Source organism: Blautia faecicola (assembly GCF_004123145.1).
GTDB lineage: Bacteria > Bacillota > Clostridia > Lachnospirales > Lachnospiraceae > Oliverpabstia > Oliverpabstia faecicola.
In genome coordinates this window covers 1625252-1641816 of the sequence record NZ_SDKC01000001.1, presented here as the reverse complement: position 1 = coordinate 1641816, position 16565 = coordinate 1625252, and the positions used below count along the sequence as shown (strand labels likewise).

Genomic DNA, 16565 nt, shown 5'->3' with positions numbered 1-16565 from the left:
TGCTCAGTATATACAAAAAATATGTAGCTTTTGTGTTTTTTAATCTCTCTTTTACTTATGTGTGGTCTTAAACTGAAAAAGTACTCCCGCCGGGACACAGACAGCCATAATAAGCAGCATCAGAATCCCTGAATCTTTCTGCAGGATCCCGCAGACACCGGTTGCTATACTCATACCGCCACTGACAGCCATCAGCCAGATAATACATGGGCGGGCATATTTTACTACCAGGATCCCCACAAGAACACCAAAAAGTGTTCCTGCTGCCAAAAGCAATATTTCCATTTTGGGTTCTATATCCAGCTGACGGACCACCATTAATATTCCATAAGTTGTGAGAACCCATCCCAGAAAAAATGCACCTACAAGGTACACCTCATATCCCAGAACCGCAGTTATGCCCCCTGCTGCCAGTGGCAGAATCCATTTTACATTTCCGGACAACTGCAGAACATACACAGCGGTCATACCTATTCCGGTCCCCAGAAAAAAGCCACAGACTGAAATCCAGAACTTCAACATCCGATACCCCATAAAACAATTCAGAGCCCCAAAAGCAACACGGACAATCAAGAGTAATACAGATAACTGTGCCGCCACCTGTGTAAATTGATTAATTCCGGACAAATAATCCATTCTTCTCTCCCCTTTTGTTTTTATTTTCGTGTATTATACTCTTTTTTTCAAACTCCTGTCAAATATCACCAGGCATGCTCGATCAGCAGTTCTGTATTGACACCAAACAATAGAATTCATAATTACTCAGTACCTTCACAGTTACGAATAAAGAATCTGCGAGAAATACCTCAACATTCCATCATTCTCCCAGCACAGCATCCCTGCGGCATCTGCCATTTTCTGCGCATCCACACAGTATGCCGACATACATGAATTGTGTTTATATGGTCCGGCAGTCATAATTAAAATATCTTTTATCCCCTCTTCTTCCATCTTTCCGGCAAGCTTTTCTGTCATTATATTATGTCGAAGCTTGTCTTTCTTATATCGAGCCGGATCCCGGCTATCTTCCAACGTGGTCTGCAGTACCAAAGTATTCTTATAACGAAATGCACGCTGTTTCATTTCTTCTGCCGTTCCACAACTCGGTGGACATGCAGGATTTATATTATAACAGCCGCACCTGTTTTCTTCACAAAAGATTCGATATTCCGGCACAAAAACCAGTTGCTTTGTATCCATAACGGCAGCATTTGAAAATCCCAGATCTATTGCTTCTTTCACAAGATTCATGTTTTGTATCCCTCCATAATCTAAACGTTATCCTTTGATCTTTCATTTTTAATATCAATCGGTTTATAAATGTCATATATCACCAAAGATAGTATATCACTATTTCGTACCCCTAGTACAGCGTTTCATAAATAACTATACCATACACGCAGGATACTGTTATTTACGAAACGATGTGCCGGCCTGACATATCATTATATTCAGAAAGAAATATAGTGAAAATTTGTAACTATTCAGTAGCCACTGTCCCGCGAGGTGTTTTGACATGAATATGTCAAAATCCCGAAACATACAAGCCAAAATGCCATCACCGAAGGTGATTTACGCGAGCAACGAGTCAAAGTCCGTGCTTGCACGGAACCTTGAGGAGTGCCGCGATAACGATAAAAACTCGCAAAGCGTGTTTTTATCGTTTAAATGCATTTTGGCTCGTAACTGTGAAGATACTGAACAGTTACGAAAATTTTAAATAATGCATGGAATTGTAGAACTATTTCTGGTAAAATATTTTATTAAGGGAAAGTGTGTGACAAATGAAGCAACACGTAATAACACCAATGCAATACTACTTGTAACAGAAGGAGGTTACTTCCAAGATGGGAAATTATTTTGTATGCAGTAAAACAGATCCAATAGTGGAAACAAAGGCTGGAAAGATCCGCGGTTTCCGCATAAACACCACATATACATTCCACGGAATCCATTACGCTGAGGCTGACCGTTTCCAGATGCCTCAACCGATAAAACCGTGGACAGGAATCAAAGACGCATTGTCTTATGGCTATGTATGTCCGTTGTTAAAGCAGGATGAGCCTAACATGGAGGTTCTGGTGCCCCACCGTTACTGGCCCCAGAACGAACATTGTCAAAATCTGAACATCTGGACCCAAAGTCTTGATCCGGATGCGAAAAAGCCTGTAATGGTGTGGCTTCACGGAGGCGGTTTCAGTGCCGGGTCATCCATTGAACATGTAGCCTATGAGGGCGATCACTTAAGTGAGTTCGGTGATGTGGTTGTGGTTTCCGTGAATCATCGTCTGAATATTCTCGGCTATCTGGATCTCTCTCCATTCAGTGAAAAATATAAGAATTCTGCTAATGCCGGAAACGCTGACATGGTGGCTGCATTGGAGTGGATCCATGACAATATTGCCAACTTTGGCGGAGACCCGGAAAATGTCACGATTTTCGGTCAGTCCGGTGGCGGCATGAAGGTGGCAACCCTTATGAATACTCCTGCAGCAGATGGTCTGTTTCAGAAGGGTATCATTGAAAGCGGTGTTTATGAGGCATGTATTTATCAGAAAGAGGACGGGGACGGCACCGAGATCGTGAAAGCCCTTTTAGAAGAGTTGAAGCTGGATGCATCTGAGATAGAAAAGCTGGAGACGATTCCTTATTATGAACTGGCAAACGCCTATAATAACGTAGAAAAGAAGGTGGCTGCAAAGGGATGCTATATCGGACAGGGCCCCCTGGAAAACGACTGGTTCCTCGGGAATCCAATCAAATGTGGATTTACTGATCATGCCAAAACGATTCCGGTGATTGTGGGATCTAATATCGGTGAGTTCGATTTTGGTCCCGTTGTGCCCGGAAAGCATGATATGAACCGTGAGGAACTTATCACATTTCTGACAAGAAAATATGCCGATGCAACACCGGAGTTGATCTCTCTGTTTGAGAAGGCATATCCGGACAAATCAATTGCCGACCTGTGGTCAGTGGACACTTTCTTTCGTCCGGCAACCATCGAATTCATTCGCCAGAAATCAGAGTTTTCTGAAGCACCTACCTATTCCTACCAGTTTACTTATGAGTTCCCGATTGACGGGGGAAAAGCCGCATGGCACTGTGCTGAGATTCCATTCGTATTCCACAACATCGACCGAGTGGCTGTCTGCAACGTCCCAGGTGAAACCGACCGTCTCCAGGAACGCATGACCACTGCCTGGATCAATTTTGCCCGATATGGCAGTCCGGAAACTCCATCTCTCCCGAAGTGGCCGGCATCTACCCCGGGTGACGAGGCAACCATGATTTTCGACAAGACCTGCGAAGTCCGTCACAACTTTGATCACAAGCTGGTAAAGAAACTTTCGGAAACGGAGTTCAACCCGATGACTCCTGTTGTGGAAAATGAGGAAACTGACGCTTTCTTTATCCATTGATAAGAAGCTGTAATAAAAATACAATCCACATAACTGTTCAGTATCCACTATCCATTAAGTGTTTTAAGTCGTATGCATGAAGATACCAAACAATTATAAATCCAGAATGAAATTCGAAGTAGTAACTTCTGATTTCATTCTGGATTTTTTACGATATCTACCTCTGCTGAAACATATAACCAATAGCAAGATCAGATATGATTTTAATGACATATCATTTGCAACGATGAACCTCTCATTTAACGTTCGATTGCTTCGCAATACAATTCTGACCATGCAGGAACAAATCCTGCTCCCAGGGCAACTCTTTGTGACGCAATGTGAGACATTGCTGTACCATAAAAAGGCAATCTATTTTTGTCTAAAATCTCGTTTTTAATGGCAGCAACAAGCATCGTGCCTATTCCAAGTCCTTCTGCCTCAGGCATGACATTAATCCCGATCTGCCACATCCTATCACTGTCGCTGGTTGCCCCAGCCATTCCTAAAAGCCTTCCGTCCTTATACGCACCAATGCCTATTTCATCTTTTGGTAATCCGTCAAAAATAAAGGCTTCTCCAAAACGCTCATCGCCTCGAAACTGCTCCAGTTCGTCTCCCTCATATATTTTTATATCATAATCTTTTGTATTAACATCCGATTTCTTTGTGGCAATATAAAAAGGATGCGCCTGTCCGATTCGGCATTGAAATCTCAGGAGACCTTCTTCCAATTCATGAAGACATCCCATATCCATAAACCATGCACCATTTTCCGTCTTGAACTTTTCCCTTGCCCATTGAATAATATCTTTTCGCCCGGATGCAACAATTTTACCATTCACAGACGCGGCCTTAAAATAACATTCTCCTTCTTTAAAGATTCTGCGACCCTCTAGTTGCTTATATTCCGTGAAGACATTCTCTTTGCTCAGGATTGAATTTACATCCGTGCAAAAATCAATTGCTAACTGCTTTGCCAATATTTCGTTCATTTTCTATTTTCCTTATTATACGATAGATAAGTGGTCTGCTGATATTCTAATCAACTCCTTGCTTACGTTCTTAATAATTATCATTCGTAACTGTTCAGTAACTTCACAGTTACGAGCAAAAATGCATTTAAAATCACCTTCGGTGATGGCATTTTTGCTTGTATGTCTCGGGATTTTGGCATATTTATGCCAAAACACCTCGCGGGATAATGGCTACTGAATAGTTACTATCATTCTTAATATTCAAACTGTCGATAATATCTCCGAATAGAAAGCGGATGTCTTAAAAACAGTTCCATGTATGCATCCACACGATTGTTTACGCCGTGCATCACAAGATGAGAGATAGTTCCTCTGTATTCCGGGCTGATTCCCTTTAATTCGAATTCTTTTGTATCAATGATTGTATAATTTCCATTTACGCGAGGCAGAAATCTTGCCACACGTTCTGCAAGAGGTCTCTGCTCATCTTCTCCCATAAATAAGGTGACTGGTGTATCATCCACAATGATCTCCTGCATTCCATGGAAAAATTCCTGGCAGCTGATGGATTTGGTACGGATCCACATCTGTTCTTCCCAATAGCACATTGCATAAGAATAGGTTGCACCATACTGGTTGCCGGAACCTATAAAGTAATGTGGAAGGTCTTTATGCTCCTTCAGAAATGCCACCTTATTCTTTGCATATTCATAAGCCCATTCATCCGAATCCTTTTCAACCTGAACCAATGCATCTGCAAGGTAAGTTTCCATTTCTTTATTGTAGCGATCGTATTCGTCGAACTCCCCATTTTTATACATCAGATAGTTTGCTGTCATATAAAATTTTAACTGTTCATTCATAGGATAGAGGATCAGATAATCCTGTTTGTCCGGTTGTGTAAGAATACTGTTCGGTGTATCAATAAATGCGAAGACTCTCGCGCCAATCTCGTGAACCCGGTCAACCAGCTGAACCATTTCCTTGGTATTCCCTGAAACGGAAGAATAGATAACTACAGATTTTTCTGTAAATCTTTTATTTCCGGTCGTGAGAAATTCTGCTGCATTTTCAACATATACCGGAAGTTTTGACCGCCCCCGCATGTAGACTTCCACCTGCATACCGGATGCATAGGTTCCTCCAATACCAATAAAATAGATACCATCAAATCCCTCTTCCCAGATCTGGTCAATGATTGCTTCAATCTGAGGTCTTAAAGCCAGTGCTCCATTGACGCTGTCAATCTGTGCCTGTTCGTTAAAATTACGAAGACAGGCTCCGTCTGTTTCTTTCCATGATCCTGCTGTATACTTCATTTTTCAAATCTCCTTATCCATATTTTTCAGGTTATAGTTTTCTGTGCCGTTTTGGGAAAATCACCAGGCACCAAAGTATTTTAATGTTTCTGTGGCATTCGTTGCACCTATTTCCATCGCTGCTTCGACAGATTTTCCTTCTGTCATTCCCTTTAAGAAACCTGCGATATAGCTGTCTCCGGCTCCCATGCTGTCTACAACTTCTTCACATGGAATAATTCCAAATCTGTGAAAATCTTTTCCGTCATAACACATACTTCCGGCAGTACCCATCATGCAGATCACATATTTGGGCCCTTTTTCATGAATTTTCTTCATTTGTTCTCTCAATTGTAGATTATCATTTTCATCTGTTGAGTAGAATAAATAATCCGTGTATGGAATAGCCTTCTCGCTTGCATTACTCTCCAGATATGTAGCACAGTCAAAGGCAGTAGTAATACCTCGTTCTTTCAGTTCCTTGAACTGTCCTTCCACTTTTCCCCATACGTCGCAGATCACTACATCAAACTTTCGGATAAAATCCATATCTTCATCACTGAGTACGTAGGTTTCCAACACTCCTTCCTCATAATCTCCAAAGATTCTTTCGCCATCCACAAGCTCAACCTGTGAGACAGCTGTCTTCCCCTCTTCCACTCGCAGATGAGAAGTATCAACACCTTTCTTTTTCATGGCATCGATCATAAGCTCTCCGTATGAATCGTTGCCAACCGGACCGATATACGCTGCTTCACCCCCAAGGCGAACTGTATATACAGCCATGTTCACCGGACCACCTCCGGGAAATGCTTTTCCCCCTTCCAGATTATTATAATAGTCAATACAATTACTTCCGACTGCTGCTAATTTCATTACTTTTATCCTCCCATTGATAAACCGCTTTCCTCCACCCCGGTACAGCGTTTTCAATCTGTCTCTTTTCATGTGCTGTCAAATACCAAACATCTCACTGCAAATCTTCTTCCCGCATGGCGTTTTGAAAATATTCTGATAAGCTTTTATAGCTGCCTCCTTCGATGACCCTTCCTCCATAATATTAACCAGAAAATCAGCCTCTACCAATATCTGGTAATCCATTTCGTTAATATTGCCATAGGTATGATGATGGGCAATCAAATACTGAACCCGTTCGGATACATTGCGGTCAAAGCCCAATTCTCCAAGCAGCTTTTCTGCAATTGCCGGACCTTCTTTTTCTTGTAATTTTCCATTGCAGCTTCCATATTTTTCTTCACAGATATGAATCCCAATATCATGTGTCAAAGCTGCTGCTTCTATGATAAACAGACAATTCTCGTCTACATTCTCCGTTTCTGCTATTAACTTCGCATAGCTATGTACTTTACAGAAATGTTGAATCCGCTTTGCATCTCCCTTATATAATTCAATCATGGCCAAATGTAATTGATTAATCATCTCATAGTTCCTCCTCTTGCACCTGCAGATAATCATAAGTCAAATATACAGCTTTTATAAAACTGTCACAAACGACATCTCCTAATATATTCTTCTTCATTTTTATCCAAAAAGTAACACCTATTGAGATTTATCGTTTATTTATAACATTATAACATAAAACCTGGCCAACCGGTAAACAGATTATGCTATTATTACCAAAAATTACTGTTTTATTCTTACCTGCTGGAGGCTGTCGAAGGTATTTTAAAGCGTCTCCGGACGGATTACCTCGATCTTCTGCTGCTCCACCGTCCAGATGCACTCGTTGAACCGGAAGAGGTGGCTGCTGCATTTGATGTCCTGTTTGACAGCGGAAAGGTTCGCCATTTTGGTGTTTCCAACCACAAACCAATGCAGATTGAACTCCTGCAGAAGTATGTCCGCCAGCCACTGGTTGCCAATCAGGTACAGTTCAGCATTCCGGTTTCCAACCTGGTTGCAAATGGCATGGAAGTCAATATGGAAACACCTGGCTCCATCGACCACGACGGAAGTCTGCTTGACTACTGCCGTCTCCACGATATTACCCTTCAGGCATGGTCTCCCTTCCAGATGCCTGCATGGAAGGGCTGCTTCCTCGGAAGTGACGAGTATCCGGAACTGAATCAGAAACTTCGTGAGCTGGCCGAGAAATATCATGTCAGTGATACTACGATTGCAGCTGCATGGATCTTACGCCATCCGGCGAATATGCAGCTTATCACAGGAACTACAAGTGAAAGCCGTCTGAGAGAAATTATCGCAGCATGTGATATTTCACTGACACGTAAAGAATGGTATGAGCTGTATCTGGCAGCAGGACATCCTCTGCCGTAAAGATTTTGGCACGCCCCAGAGCGTGTCTGAAAAGCAGGTTGCATGCTCTTTTCGATATTTCTGACGGCAAAAAAGCATTTCTGTCACGGCTTTTTTGCCGTCAGAAATGCTTCCACATATGCCTATTCGTCTTCTCACACTTATATTCGAATTGTGATTTCTACAATATATCCGCTAAATGTCCAATTTTATCCACTGCCTCATTAATTGTATTCCACTTAACAACATGGCAATTTCCCTCTTCCAGTAATTTTTTTGCCATCATAACTCCATATTCGCGTTGTTCATCATTATTTCCAGTCCAATGATGCCAATTCGGATAATTTAAATCCACTGGCGAATAAAAATTTACCGCCAGCAATTCTTCCATATCTTCTACCCATCTTTGTCTTTCATTTACTAAAAATATCGTATGCGTTAATTTTACCTCGCTACACTTTTGTTCAATCCCAATTTCATCGGCAGTACATTGGATTTTGACATTGACAGCATCCAACTCTTGATCGCTTAACTTTTCATATTTCTCCGGCAACATAGATCTTGTCTTACTGAAATCCCGCATCGTTCTCAACGTCAGATTATAATAATTAGGCCATCCATATATGTAAAAGCTTTGTTTTTCCGGCTTCAAAATAACGCGGTCCCGGGATACCTCCGAACATCCATGTTCATAAAGAAACTTTAAAGATAAGGTTGTTTTTCCACTCCCCTTTCCTCCAATCAGCAAAACCCCTTTATCATTTTTCTTGAATGCCGCTGCGTGAACCATAACGCCGCCACTATCTTCTGCTAAAGCTTTTACAATATCTCGAATCACACGAATCCCATCTTTTACTAACGAACTTTTATCTTTATTAAAAATATTAATTTTTTTCGAAAGATAGTTTAACCGATACACACTTTTAGTTGCTTTATTATATATCATTCGAATATATCCATTCAAATACACTAACCCTTCTTCATGCACTGATGGTTTTTTGCTATTATGAATTGTAATGGGTACTCCATATTCCAATATTTCTGTCAAATCACTACTTATTTTCTCTACTAACGTTACTTCGAAATCTACCTTTGGAGCATATGATTCCTTATAATAATCTCCCAATAAACAATCCATTTTCCCCAAAATATCTTTTTCCGCATTTACTTTCCAATTAATTCCCATATACTTATACTGTCTCATCATCTTTTTATTCCTCTCTTTCAAGAATAGTTTGTTTATGTGATACAATCTCAACAATATTTTCAACACTTTCTTTTTGCTCATTTTCATCATACAATCCACCAAAAGGTAATACATCTATTCTAAGATCCGGTGGAAGTCCAATCGATATGTTACCTGAATATTTATTATATTCAATATATTGTTCTGTCTCTTTTTTATAATCAGAATATATTGTATTATTTAAACTACTTCTTTTAAAATACTCCATCGGTATCACACTAAACTCATCTACAACATGAACAAACAATACCGGTGCATATACCTCCATAGTTGTAATTATAGAACCAATGCCATCTTCAATCAATATTGTTTTCTATAATTTTCCCCCCACACAGTAGTTTAAAATTCTGCTTACTACACTGGTTAATCAGTTCCAACGTTCTATCTACAACTTGATTATCATATATTGGACCGATATCTGTTTCATAATTTAATGGTTCTCCAACACTTAACTGATACACTTGTTCCAATAAAAATGGTAATAAATTTGCAATAGTATTTTTATGAACAAATAAATTCTTTAATCCAATACATCTCATTCCACTTTGTGCAAACGATGCTTGAGCCAACTCCTTTGCTACTTTTTCATATCCTTTATCAATATGTACATAAGCCATTGCAGATGAACCAGTTTCAAAAATCCCAGGTATTCTACCTATATATTTCTTAATTATTTTTGCGGTTTCACTTTTACCAGTAAACAAAATTGCTGAAAACTCAAATGCAGATAATACGTTTATCATTTCTGTATCATTTATTCCCGGTAAAAAATTCAGTATTTTGTCATTGTATTTCGACATTATATTTGAAATAATAGTATATAATTCATAACTACATTTTTCAGCTTTCGGAGATGGCTTAAAGTACAATACTCCTCTTCCTAATAAAACTCCTATTACTTTGTGTATAAAACTACTGTACGGAGAACTAAATGTGTTAATACACAATATTCTTCCTCTTCCAATCCGCCTCTCATAATACCTCATAGAATATCCCATATAAGCAACACTTTTTACTTCAGCTTCAGAATTACATTTTCATCAAAATTCTTAGCACCAATTTCTTTTCCCACAATATAATTTACAATTTTCCCTTCCACAACGTAATATGATTCTCTTTTCTCAAGATAACACTCCCTCCATTCACATCACTATATTTTAATTATCCATATCCTAATAAAAAAACAATAGCATTACCCTTATTTTATAAACACAATCCATAGTTCTGTTTTTTATACTTATTGTGGATATTCTAAGTCAAATTAGATGATTGAGTGATACGCTTACTCTGTATGTACAAAAATCTGGAAAGTATTTTTTAATTTGTTGATTCTTTCCGGATTTTTTGCGTACTTTAATAAGTCTATTGATTTCCTGATCTATTGTCTCCATATCACTTTCCATTACCTATCGGTCCTCTTTAATACTCATCATCTTCGCTACAAAGTGTACGATATGCTTCTAATTCCTCCAACATATCATTTTTCCTGTTTCTTTTTCAAATCTATAAAAATCTTCTCTCTCTGTTCTGGCGTGATTTTATCATAATTTCTTCCCAGCCACTCAAAAATATTACCCGGTAAATCTCTTACTTCACCCACTTCTTCATATTTCTTTTGTTCTGACATCTGATTCAGCAAATCCACATCGATCCCTGAAACAGTGTCCGTAAATTCCATTCGCATAAAATTTTCTTCTGATAAATCAATCACTCGGACATCCTCACCTTTTTTTACCTGTTCCTTAAAATACGCTACTTCAGCATCATTTAGCGGAATCAACTTACCCTCTGATTTCACAGTGACATATCCTCCACCTTTAGTTTTTTTAACACAAATATCCGGAACATAAGGACCCAAGTTTTTTGCTTCTTTAAACTCTTTCATATCCTGTGTATTGTACTTTTTATCATATATCGGTTTTTCACCTGAAATGAAAATGATACAGTCCTCATCCGGCATTCTGGAAATCTCCTCGCTGGTCAATAACTCTCTGCTCTGCCGATCAAAGTTTATACTGGTGCTTCCACTCGTTCCTTTACTTAAACCATCATTCTTTTTATCAATTGTTGCTGTTCCCAATAAATCAGCAATGTATTTGTGAGTGGAATAGGCTCCCCGGCCTCCGCCCAAATAGAGAAACGTTGAGCAGGCATCCATCAGGATTTCCCATGTATCGTTTTTATAAATCTGTTTTAGCTGGCTGACCGACTGTAAAAATATAATCACAGATATATTTCTGCTTCGAAGTGTAGTAAACAGTTTTTCAAAACTTTCCGGTCTGGAGCCGTTGGCAAATTCATCCATCCAGACTTCTACCGGAATCGGTAACGCACCACCATTTTTTCTTGCACACTCAATTAATACTTGAAATAGTGAGGTATACAGCATTCCAACAATAAAATCAAATGACCTGTCATCATCCTGGACACACAAAAAAAGGGCTGTCTTCGTGGTTTTATCCCCGTTGACACCCATTCCAAGCTCATACAAATTCATCTCATCTTCCGAAAATAATCTTTTTGCTGCAGCTACACCCATAAATTTAAACATCGAATTACACATAATAATGATAGATCTTACTGTATCTGGCGCACCTTCCTTTAACTTTCTATAATTACTAACTGCCGGATGCTCATTTCCCATAGGCGAGCGTACCGCAAGTGTATTCATACGTTTTTCCAATTCCGTTTCCCCTGTCTCTTCATCCAATATCCGGCTTTCTTCATTCATCAATAATTGGATTTTCGGCAAGGTTGGTTCCTCCATTTCCAACCATACATAATAGAAACATGCTAAAAGATACATCGTTACCCCATCCTTCCAAAATGGTTCTCCTTTGGATGTATCCCGCGGTGTCAGAGATATCTGTATATTGCTTACCAGACGAATCATATCTACTTTGCCCGGACAGCAAATAAATCGGACGCTTTCCGGTGCCGATGTTCATATCCGGACACATTGCGCTCTCTTTCTTTCACAAATGGCATCAAATATTCCGGTTTATAATTCTGTGTTTTAATGATATAGTAAAGGTGATAATTATTCTTTCTGTACTTTCGGAGTTCTCCCACGCTTGCTTTGCAGCAAACTCCGCGAATACAGATTCATTGCAAAGGAGAAATTTCTATTATGAAAGAAACGATTTTAGGCAATCAGCTGCGAAAGGTTCCTTCTATTGCAGTCGGATGCATGCGGCTTTCCGAAAAGACAAAAGAAGAAATGAACCATTTTATCCACTACGCGCTGGAGCAGGGAGCATATTTCTTTGACCACGCGGATATCTATGGCGGCGGCATGAGCGAGACTGTGTTCGGTGATGCATTTTCCCACGATCCGTCCCTGAAAAGGGAGGATGTTTTTCTCCAGTCAAAATGTGGCATCCGCCAGGGCTGCTATGATCTGTCAAAGGAATACATTCTGGAAGCTGTCGATGGTATTTTAAAGCGTCTCCGGACGGATTACCTCGATCTTCTGCTGCTCCACCGTCCGGATGCACTCGTTGAACCGGAAGAGGTGGCTGCCGCATTTGATGTCTTGTTTGACAGCGGAAAGGTCCGCCATTTTGGTGTTTCCAACCATAAACCAATGCAGATCGCACTCCTGCAGAAGTATGTCCGCCAGCCACTGGTTGCCAATCAGGTACAGTTCAGCATTCCGGTTTCCAACCTGGTTGCAAATGGGATGGAAGTCAATATGGAAACACCGGGTTCTATCGACCACGACGGAAGTCTGCTTGACTACTGCCGTCTCCACGACATTACCCTTCAGGCATGGTCTCCCTTCCAGATGCCTGCATGGAAGGGCTGCTTCCTCGGAAGTGACGAGTACCCGGAACTGAATCAGAAACTTCGTGAGCTGGCCGAGAAATATCATGTTAGTGATACTACAATTGCAGCAGCATGGATCTTACGCCATCCGGCGAATATGCAGCTTATCACAGGAACTGCAAGCGAAAGCCGTCTGAGAGAAATTATTGCAGCATGTGATATTGCACTGACACGTAAGGAATGGTATGAACTGTATCTGTCAGCAGGACATCCGCTTCCGTAAAGATTTTAGCACGCCCCAGAGCGTGTCTGAAATATAGATTTCATGCTCTTTTCGATATTTCCGTACCAATCAAAATTGATCCACCGGATCAATTATTGATATGCAACGCAAAAAAGCATTTCTGTCACGTTTTTTCCGCCAGAAATGCTTTTTGTTGCTTTCTCTGTTTGTACGGTTCCAATAGACCTCTTTTACTTATAATCGTTTATCCGAATGAGGGCGGCGTAACGGGCTACGGCAACCGAACGAAGGTAAAATATACCGCAAAGTGGGGCTTGCAGATTGTGAAAATGATTTTTCAGACACGCTCTAGCAATCTTAAAGCACCGAAAAGCATGATCTTTTGCCCCCTTGTATCCTTATATTGCATATGGATCGTACAGGAAAAATGTTCCAAGAAATGCCAGCGCCACATAGATAGCCGGCTCCCATTTTCTTTCAGCCATTTTATATTTCTCCCCACAATTCTTTCCTGCAATTTTCCTGGTTATAAACCATATCACATATCCAAGACATGCACCTGAAGTATTTGCAATCAGGTCATCAATATCTGTTGCACGTCCGTTGAAAATCTGAGAACATTCGATCAACAAGGATACGGCAAATCCCAACCTCACCGTATACCTGACACTTTCACATTTTTTCCAGATGCATGGTATCACAATTCCAAGTGGCAAAAACATTACAATATTTAACCAAAACCCTATTCCCAGGTCGGCAAAAGGTCTTAAGTTAACTCCACCTCGGATCCCCGGTCTTATAATGTCCGCCAGCAGACCAATTCCTGTTACTTTGAAGACTGCCCACAAGTACACCAGAAAAGTATATACACCAACATAATACTTTGCCGGAATTTTTTTCATGTTACTCTTTGCTTTTGTCTTCATAACTCCCTGATATATGAGACACGGCAGCAATACAGTGATAAGCAGGTATATATTATATACCCCATCGTCGATCAGATAACTACACAATAACTTCATCGTTTTTCTCTCTTTCTTTTATGATTCGAGAGGAGTTTATCAGATACGTCTTAATATCCTGTGGAGGATATTCTTAAGTTTTTTTGAATCTGTTGTTATCGTGGATTTTTATCAGATTTTAATGCAGCGCCTTTTTAGGGCAGGACTTCGTGCATTCGTAACAGAGAATGCATTCTGTCCCATTTTTACGTTTGCGGGTTTCTTTGTTGACCTCCACGTTCATAGGACATACCTGCAGGCATTTACCGCAGTGGACGCATTTCCTCTCGTCGCAGTGAACGCGCAGCAGGGAAAAATAGCTCATAGGCTTGAGAAATACTGTGACAGGACACAGGTATTTGCAGAACGCACGGTTATCCTTGAAAATTAAGGCAAGCGTAATTCCGGAAAGGTAATAAAACGCATTTCCGGCAAGGAACATCCAAAACATGATTTTCTCCAAATGCGTGACCTGCATCAGAAACAGAGCTGAAACCAATGCCAGCGACAATAAAAACATCACATAACGCAGAATCCCCAGCTTTTCCTTTCGTGGCTTCTGCGGCTGCTTGTATGGCAGAAAATCCAGCACCATGGCTGTCCAGCAGGCGTAACCGCACCAGCCCCGTCCGAACAGCAACGGACCAAAGATCTTCGCCACTGCATAATGGATAGTCGCCGCTTCAAAAGTACTGAGAAACAGATAATACCAGAACCCCTCAATCTGCATATTCTCCCGGGAAAACACGCCGAGGTAAAGCAGCATATAGCACCCAACCGCCAGCTGCACAAAATGCCGGGCATAGCGTTTCCCGGCTGTAAAGAGTGCTGTCCCCAATGAGAGGCAGCATCCTATATAGCTGAAATTTAGCAGATAAAACAGGTTGTTTTTTGTGAGCCATAGTGTGATCGCTACTGTTTCAAACAGCAAAAACAGCAGAATCGACACAAGATATTTTGAAAATCCACTTCTATTTTTCGTCGTTGTTCTTTTCACCATCGCTTGTTTTCTTCTTTCTTTTTAATATTACGGCAGCCGAACCGCCGCATAGGCCTACAGCAACGCCGATCATCATACCAAGACCGATATTGTCTGTCACGATTCCGAAGAGGATACCAAGGCCAAGGCCCAGGCCGATGCTAAGGCCAAGGGAAGTATCAGTGGTGCTGCTCGTGTCTTGGGAGTTGTTTTTATCGTTTTGTCGCTTCAGCATTGTATTCCTTTCCATTCTGAGTTTATTTCGCTTTTTTTAAAGCACCTGTAATTGCAATGACAGTAAGAAGCAGGATGCCTGCAATAATACATTTCCCATATTGACGATTGTAAGTAAATCAGGTCACGAAGATCCGTATAGATACTTTTCCTGTCAGCTGTGATATCGTATTCTGCCAAACTCTCCATAATCTCCGGCATTGTAATATAATGTTCTTCATCTGTTTTTTCCAGCATGATCTGTGCCAGCCGGTACAGCTTAAATTTCTGATTTGTTTCTTTCGGCATGATGCACTTCTCCCTTCAGCCAATAATATTTTAAGTATACCATAGATGGGAGAAATATTGTGCATCTTTTCACATATTTTCCTATTTTTCTTATCTGGTTTTATGCAAAATTCAGGTTCAGACCAGCAAATAGTTCACCCAATGTGCTGCATAGATGCTCTGACGGTTTGTCCGGCATTTCATAACTTACCAGTTGGAACTCTGGATCTAATTCCAGTTTTTCGATCAGATACGCTGTATTTACAGCATCATCCAATCCATCATGAAATCTGCCCTCCGGATCAATCTCAGCACGTCCAAGTGCCTCCTCCAGACTTAACCGTCGTGACAACTCGAATCGCTTCGTAAATACTTCTTGATAATCAACCCATTTTTCTGCTTTCATAAATTCCTGGATTCTTTCATCCGTCATTTCTTTTGCTTTGATTTCATGTAACAACTGGTCCCTATCGGATTCACTCCAGGCATAGATTTTATAATCACGTTCTCCAAGCCAGTCTATCATATGTATCAGCACTTCTTCCAGCTTCGGTGCTTTTTTTACCTGGCTGTTCTTTATACCTGTCAGATTCTCAATAAAATAATCGATCACGCCGTGCTCCGGGTGGACATATTGGCAAAGTGTACCGATTCTTTTGAATGAATCATCAAGAAGAACCGCACCAATCTGTATTGTTTCATACGCATATCTATAGGATTTACTCCGATAGTCTCTCGGGACTTTACACATTTCCAAATCAATCACTAAGTGAAACATTTCCTCATTACCTCCATCTAAAATCCTCATCACCATTTGTTGTAACCCTTAATAGTTATAGTGTAGAGCAACAGGTGGGATATAAAAACCCCATC

Annotated in this window: 18 protein-coding genes and 1 pseudogene; 3 read left to right on the top strand and 16 right to left on the bottom strand. The window is 40.5% G+C overall.

From position 1 onward, the window contains the following. Positions 1-51 precede the first annotated feature (51 nt). Both ETP43_RS07315 and ETP43_RS07310 read right to left on the bottom strand, forming a co-directional pair. A complete protein-coding gene (locus ETP43_RS07315) occupies positions 52-636 on the bottom strand; it encodes a hypothetical protein (RefSeq protein WP_129257554.1) in 585 nt (194 codons plus the stop codon). A gap of 141 nt (positions 637-777) precedes the next feature. Beyond that, positions 778-1251, bottom strand: a complete 474-nt coding sequence (locus ETP43_RS07310; RefSeq protein ID WP_129257553.1) for a DUF2284 domain-containing protein — start codon at positions 1249-1251, stop codon at positions 778-780. 596 nt (positions 1252-1847) lie between these two features. Here ETP43_RS07310 and ETP43_RS07305 point away from each other — a divergent pair. Beyond that, positions 1848-3422, top strand: a complete 1575-nt coding sequence (locus tag ETP43_RS07305) for a carboxylesterase/lipase family protein (RefSeq protein ID WP_129257552.1) — start codon at positions 1848-1850, stop codon at positions 3420-3422. A 239-nt stretch (positions 3423-3661) separates the two neighbouring features. On the opposite strand, the gene ETP43_RS07300 is transcribed toward ETP43_RS07305, so the two are convergent. The 4 genes from ETP43_RS07300 to ETP43_RS07285 form a co-directional block, all read right to left on the bottom strand. Further along, positions 3662-4396, bottom strand: a complete 735-nt coding sequence (locus ETP43_RS07300; RefSeq protein ID WP_118619370.1) for a GNAT family N-acetyltransferase — start codon at positions 4394-4396, stop codon at positions 3662-3664. A gap of 236 nt (positions 4397-4632) precedes the next feature. Continuing rightward, entirely contained in the window at positions 4633-5697 is a 1065-nt protein-coding gene (locus ETP43_RS07295; protein WP_129257551.1) for an SIS domain-containing protein, read from the bottom strand. A gap of 60 nt (positions 5698-5757) precedes the next feature. Then, the gene (gene frlD / locus ETP43_RS07290) at positions 5758-6552 is read right to left on the bottom strand and encodes a fructoselysine 6-kinase (protein WP_129257550.1); all 795 of its coding nucleotides are present in this window, start codon (positions 6550-6552) and stop codon (positions 5758-5760) included. Between the two features lie 78 nt (positions 6553-6630). After that, positions 6631-7116: an HD domain-containing protein gene (locus ETP43_RS07285; protein WP_129257549.1), complete on the bottom strand. Its 486-nt coding sequence runs from the start codon at positions 7114-7116 to the stop codon at positions 6631-6633. A 231-nt stretch (positions 7117-7347) separates the two neighbouring features. On the opposite strand from ETP43_RS07285, the pseudogene ETP43_RS07280 reads away from it, so the two are divergent. Continuing rightward, positions 7348-7974: pseudogene (locus ETP43_RS07280) on the top strand (aldo/keto reductase); the annotation flags it as partial. A 160-nt stretch (positions 7975-8134) separates the two neighbouring features. Here ETP43_RS07280 and ETP43_RS07275 read toward each other — a convergent pair. The 4 genes from ETP43_RS07275 to ETP43_RS07260 form a co-directional block, all read right to left on the bottom strand. Continuing rightward, positions 8135-9139, bottom strand: a complete 1005-nt coding sequence (locus tag ETP43_RS07275; RefSeq protein WP_129257548.1) for a phosphoenolpyruvate carboxykinase (ATP) — start codon at positions 9137-9139, stop codon at positions 8135-8137. Positions 9140-9164: 25 nt separating this feature from the next. Continuing rightward, a complete protein-coding gene (locus tag ETP43_RS07270) occupies positions 9165-9467 on the bottom strand; it encodes a hypothetical protein (RefSeq protein ID WP_164979636.1) in 303 nt (100 codons plus the stop codon). Between the two features lie 28 nt (positions 9468-9495). After that, positions 9496-10197 carry an aldehyde dehydrogenase family protein gene (locus ETP43_RS07265; RefSeq protein WP_129257546.1) on the bottom strand — a complete coding sequence of 234 codons (702 nt, stop codon included), beginning with the start codon at positions 10195-10197 and terminating at the stop codon, positions 9496-9498. Positions 10198-10676: 479 nt separating this feature from the next. Next, complete coding sequence (locus tag ETP43_RS07260; protein WP_129257545.1) at positions 10677-12092, bottom strand: VirD4-like conjugal transfer protein, CD1115 family; 1416 nt, start codon at positions 12090-12092, stop codon at positions 10677-10679. 237 nt (positions 12093-12329) lie between these two features. Between ETP43_RS07260 and ETP43_RS07255 the strand changes: the two genes are divergently transcribed. After that, positions 12330-13250 (top strand): aldo/keto reductase, encoded by a 921-nt coding sequence (locus tag ETP43_RS07255; RefSeq protein ID WP_129257544.1) that lies wholly within the window; start codon positions 12330-12332, stop codon positions 13248-13250. A 191-nt stretch (positions 13251-13441) separates the two neighbouring features. On the opposite strand, the gene ETP43_RS18395 is transcribed toward ETP43_RS07255, so the two are convergent. The 6 genes from ETP43_RS18395 to ETP43_RS07230 all read right to left on the bottom strand — a co-directional run bounded on the left by ETP43_RS18395 (position 13442) and on the right by ETP43_RS07230 (position 16470). Then, entirely contained in the window at positions 13442-13510 is a 69-nt protein-coding gene (locus ETP43_RS18395) for a hypothetical protein (RefSeq protein WP_334295514.1), read from the bottom strand. Positions 13511-13609: 99 nt separating this feature from the next. Beyond that, a complete protein-coding gene (locus ETP43_RS07250) occupies positions 13610-14113 on the bottom strand; it encodes a VanZ family protein (protein ID WP_243114227.1) in 504 nt (167 codons plus the stop codon). A 238-nt stretch (positions 14114-14351) separates the two neighbouring features. Next, entirely contained in the window at positions 14352-15212 is an 861-nt protein-coding gene (locus ETP43_RS07245) for a 4Fe-4S binding protein (protein WP_129257542.1), read from the bottom strand. Continuing rightward, complete coding sequence (locus ETP43_RS07240; protein WP_129257541.1) at positions 15184-15426, bottom strand: hypothetical protein; 243 nt, start codon at positions 15424-15426, stop codon at positions 15184-15186. The genes ETP43_RS07245 and ETP43_RS07240 overlap by 29 nt, the downstream gene beginning before the upstream one ends. Then, a complete protein-coding gene (locus ETP43_RS18890; protein WP_243114226.1) occupies positions 15420-15713 on the bottom strand; it encodes a hypothetical protein in 294 nt (97 codons plus the stop codon). Before ETP43_RS18890 ends, ETP43_RS07240 begins: the two co-directional genes overlap by 7 nt. A gap of 100 nt (positions 15714-15813) precedes the next feature. Further along, positions 15814-16470: a 3'-5' exonuclease gene (locus ETP43_RS07230; RefSeq protein WP_129257540.1), complete on the bottom strand. Its 657-nt coding sequence runs from the start codon at positions 16468-16470 to the stop codon at positions 15814-15816. Positions 16471-16565 lie beyond the last annotated feature (95 nt).

Excerpts from the sequence above, each read along its gene's own strand:
- ETP43_RS07315 (WP_129257554.1), bottom strand. The coding sequence starts at position 636 with ATGGATTATTTGTCCGGAATTAATCAATTTACACAGGTGGCGGCACAG.
- ETP43_RS07310 (WP_129257553.1), bottom strand. The coding sequence starts at position 1,251 with ATGAATCTTGTGAAAGAAGCAATAGATCTGGGATTTTCAAATGCTGCC.
- ETP43_RS07305 (WP_129257552.1), top strand. The coding sequence starts at position 1,848 with ATGGGAAATTATTTTGTATGCAGTAAAACAGATCCAATAGTGGAAACA.
- ETP43_RS07300 (WP_118619370.1), bottom strand. The coding sequence starts at position 4,396 with ATGAACGAAATATTGGCAAAGCAGTTAGCAATTGATTTTTGCACGGAT.
- ETP43_RS07295 (WP_129257551.1), bottom strand. The coding sequence starts at position 5,697 with ATGAAGTATACAGCAGGATCATGGAAAGAAACAGACGGAGCCTGTCTT.
- frlD (WP_129257550.1), bottom strand. The coding sequence starts at position 6,552 with ATGAAATTAGCAGCAGTCGGAAGTAATTGTATTGACTATTATAATAAT.
- ETP43_RS07285 (WP_129257549.1), bottom strand. The coding sequence starts at position 7,116 with ATGATTAATCAATTACATTTGGCCATGATTGAATTATATAAGGGAGAT.
- ETP43_RS07275 (WP_129257548.1), bottom strand. The coding sequence starts at position 9,139 with ATGGGAATTAATTGGAAAGTAAATGCGGAAAAAGATATTTTGGGGAAA.
- ETP43_RS07270 (WP_164979636.1), bottom strand. The coding sequence starts at position 9,467 with ATGGAGGTATATGCACCGGTATTGTTTGTTCATGTTGTAGATGAGTTT.
- ETP43_RS07265 (WP_129257546.1), bottom strand. The coding sequence starts at position 10,197 with ATGGGATATTCTATGAGGTATTATGAGAGGCGGATTGGAAGAGGAAGA.
- ETP43_RS07260 (WP_129257545.1), bottom strand. The coding sequence starts at position 12,092 with ATGATTCGTCTGGTAAGCAATATACAGATATCTCTGACACCGCGGGAT.
- ETP43_RS07255 (WP_129257544.1), top strand. The coding sequence starts at position 12,330 with ATGAAAGAAACGATTTTAGGCAATCAGCTGCGAAAGGTTCCTTCTATT.
- ETP43_RS07250 (WP_243114227.1), bottom strand. The coding sequence starts at position 14,113 with ATGAAAAAAATTCCGGCAAAGTATTATGTTGGTGTATATACTTTTCTG.
- ETP43_RS07245 (WP_129257542.1), bottom strand. The coding sequence starts at position 15,212 with ATGGTGAAAAGAACAACGACGAAAAATAGAAGTGGATTTTCAAAATAT.
- ETP43_RS07240 (WP_129257541.1), bottom strand. The coding sequence starts at position 15,426 with ATGCTGAAGCGACAAAACGATAAAAACAACTCCCAAGACACGAGCAGC.
- ETP43_RS18890 (WP_243114226.1), bottom strand. The coding sequence starts at position 15,713 with ATGCCGAAAGAAACAAATCAGAAATTTAAGCTGTACCGGCTGGCACAG.
- ETP43_RS07230 (WP_129257540.1), bottom strand. The coding sequence starts at position 16,470 with ATGTTTCACTTAGTGATTGATTTGGAAATGTGTAAAGTCCCGAGAGAC.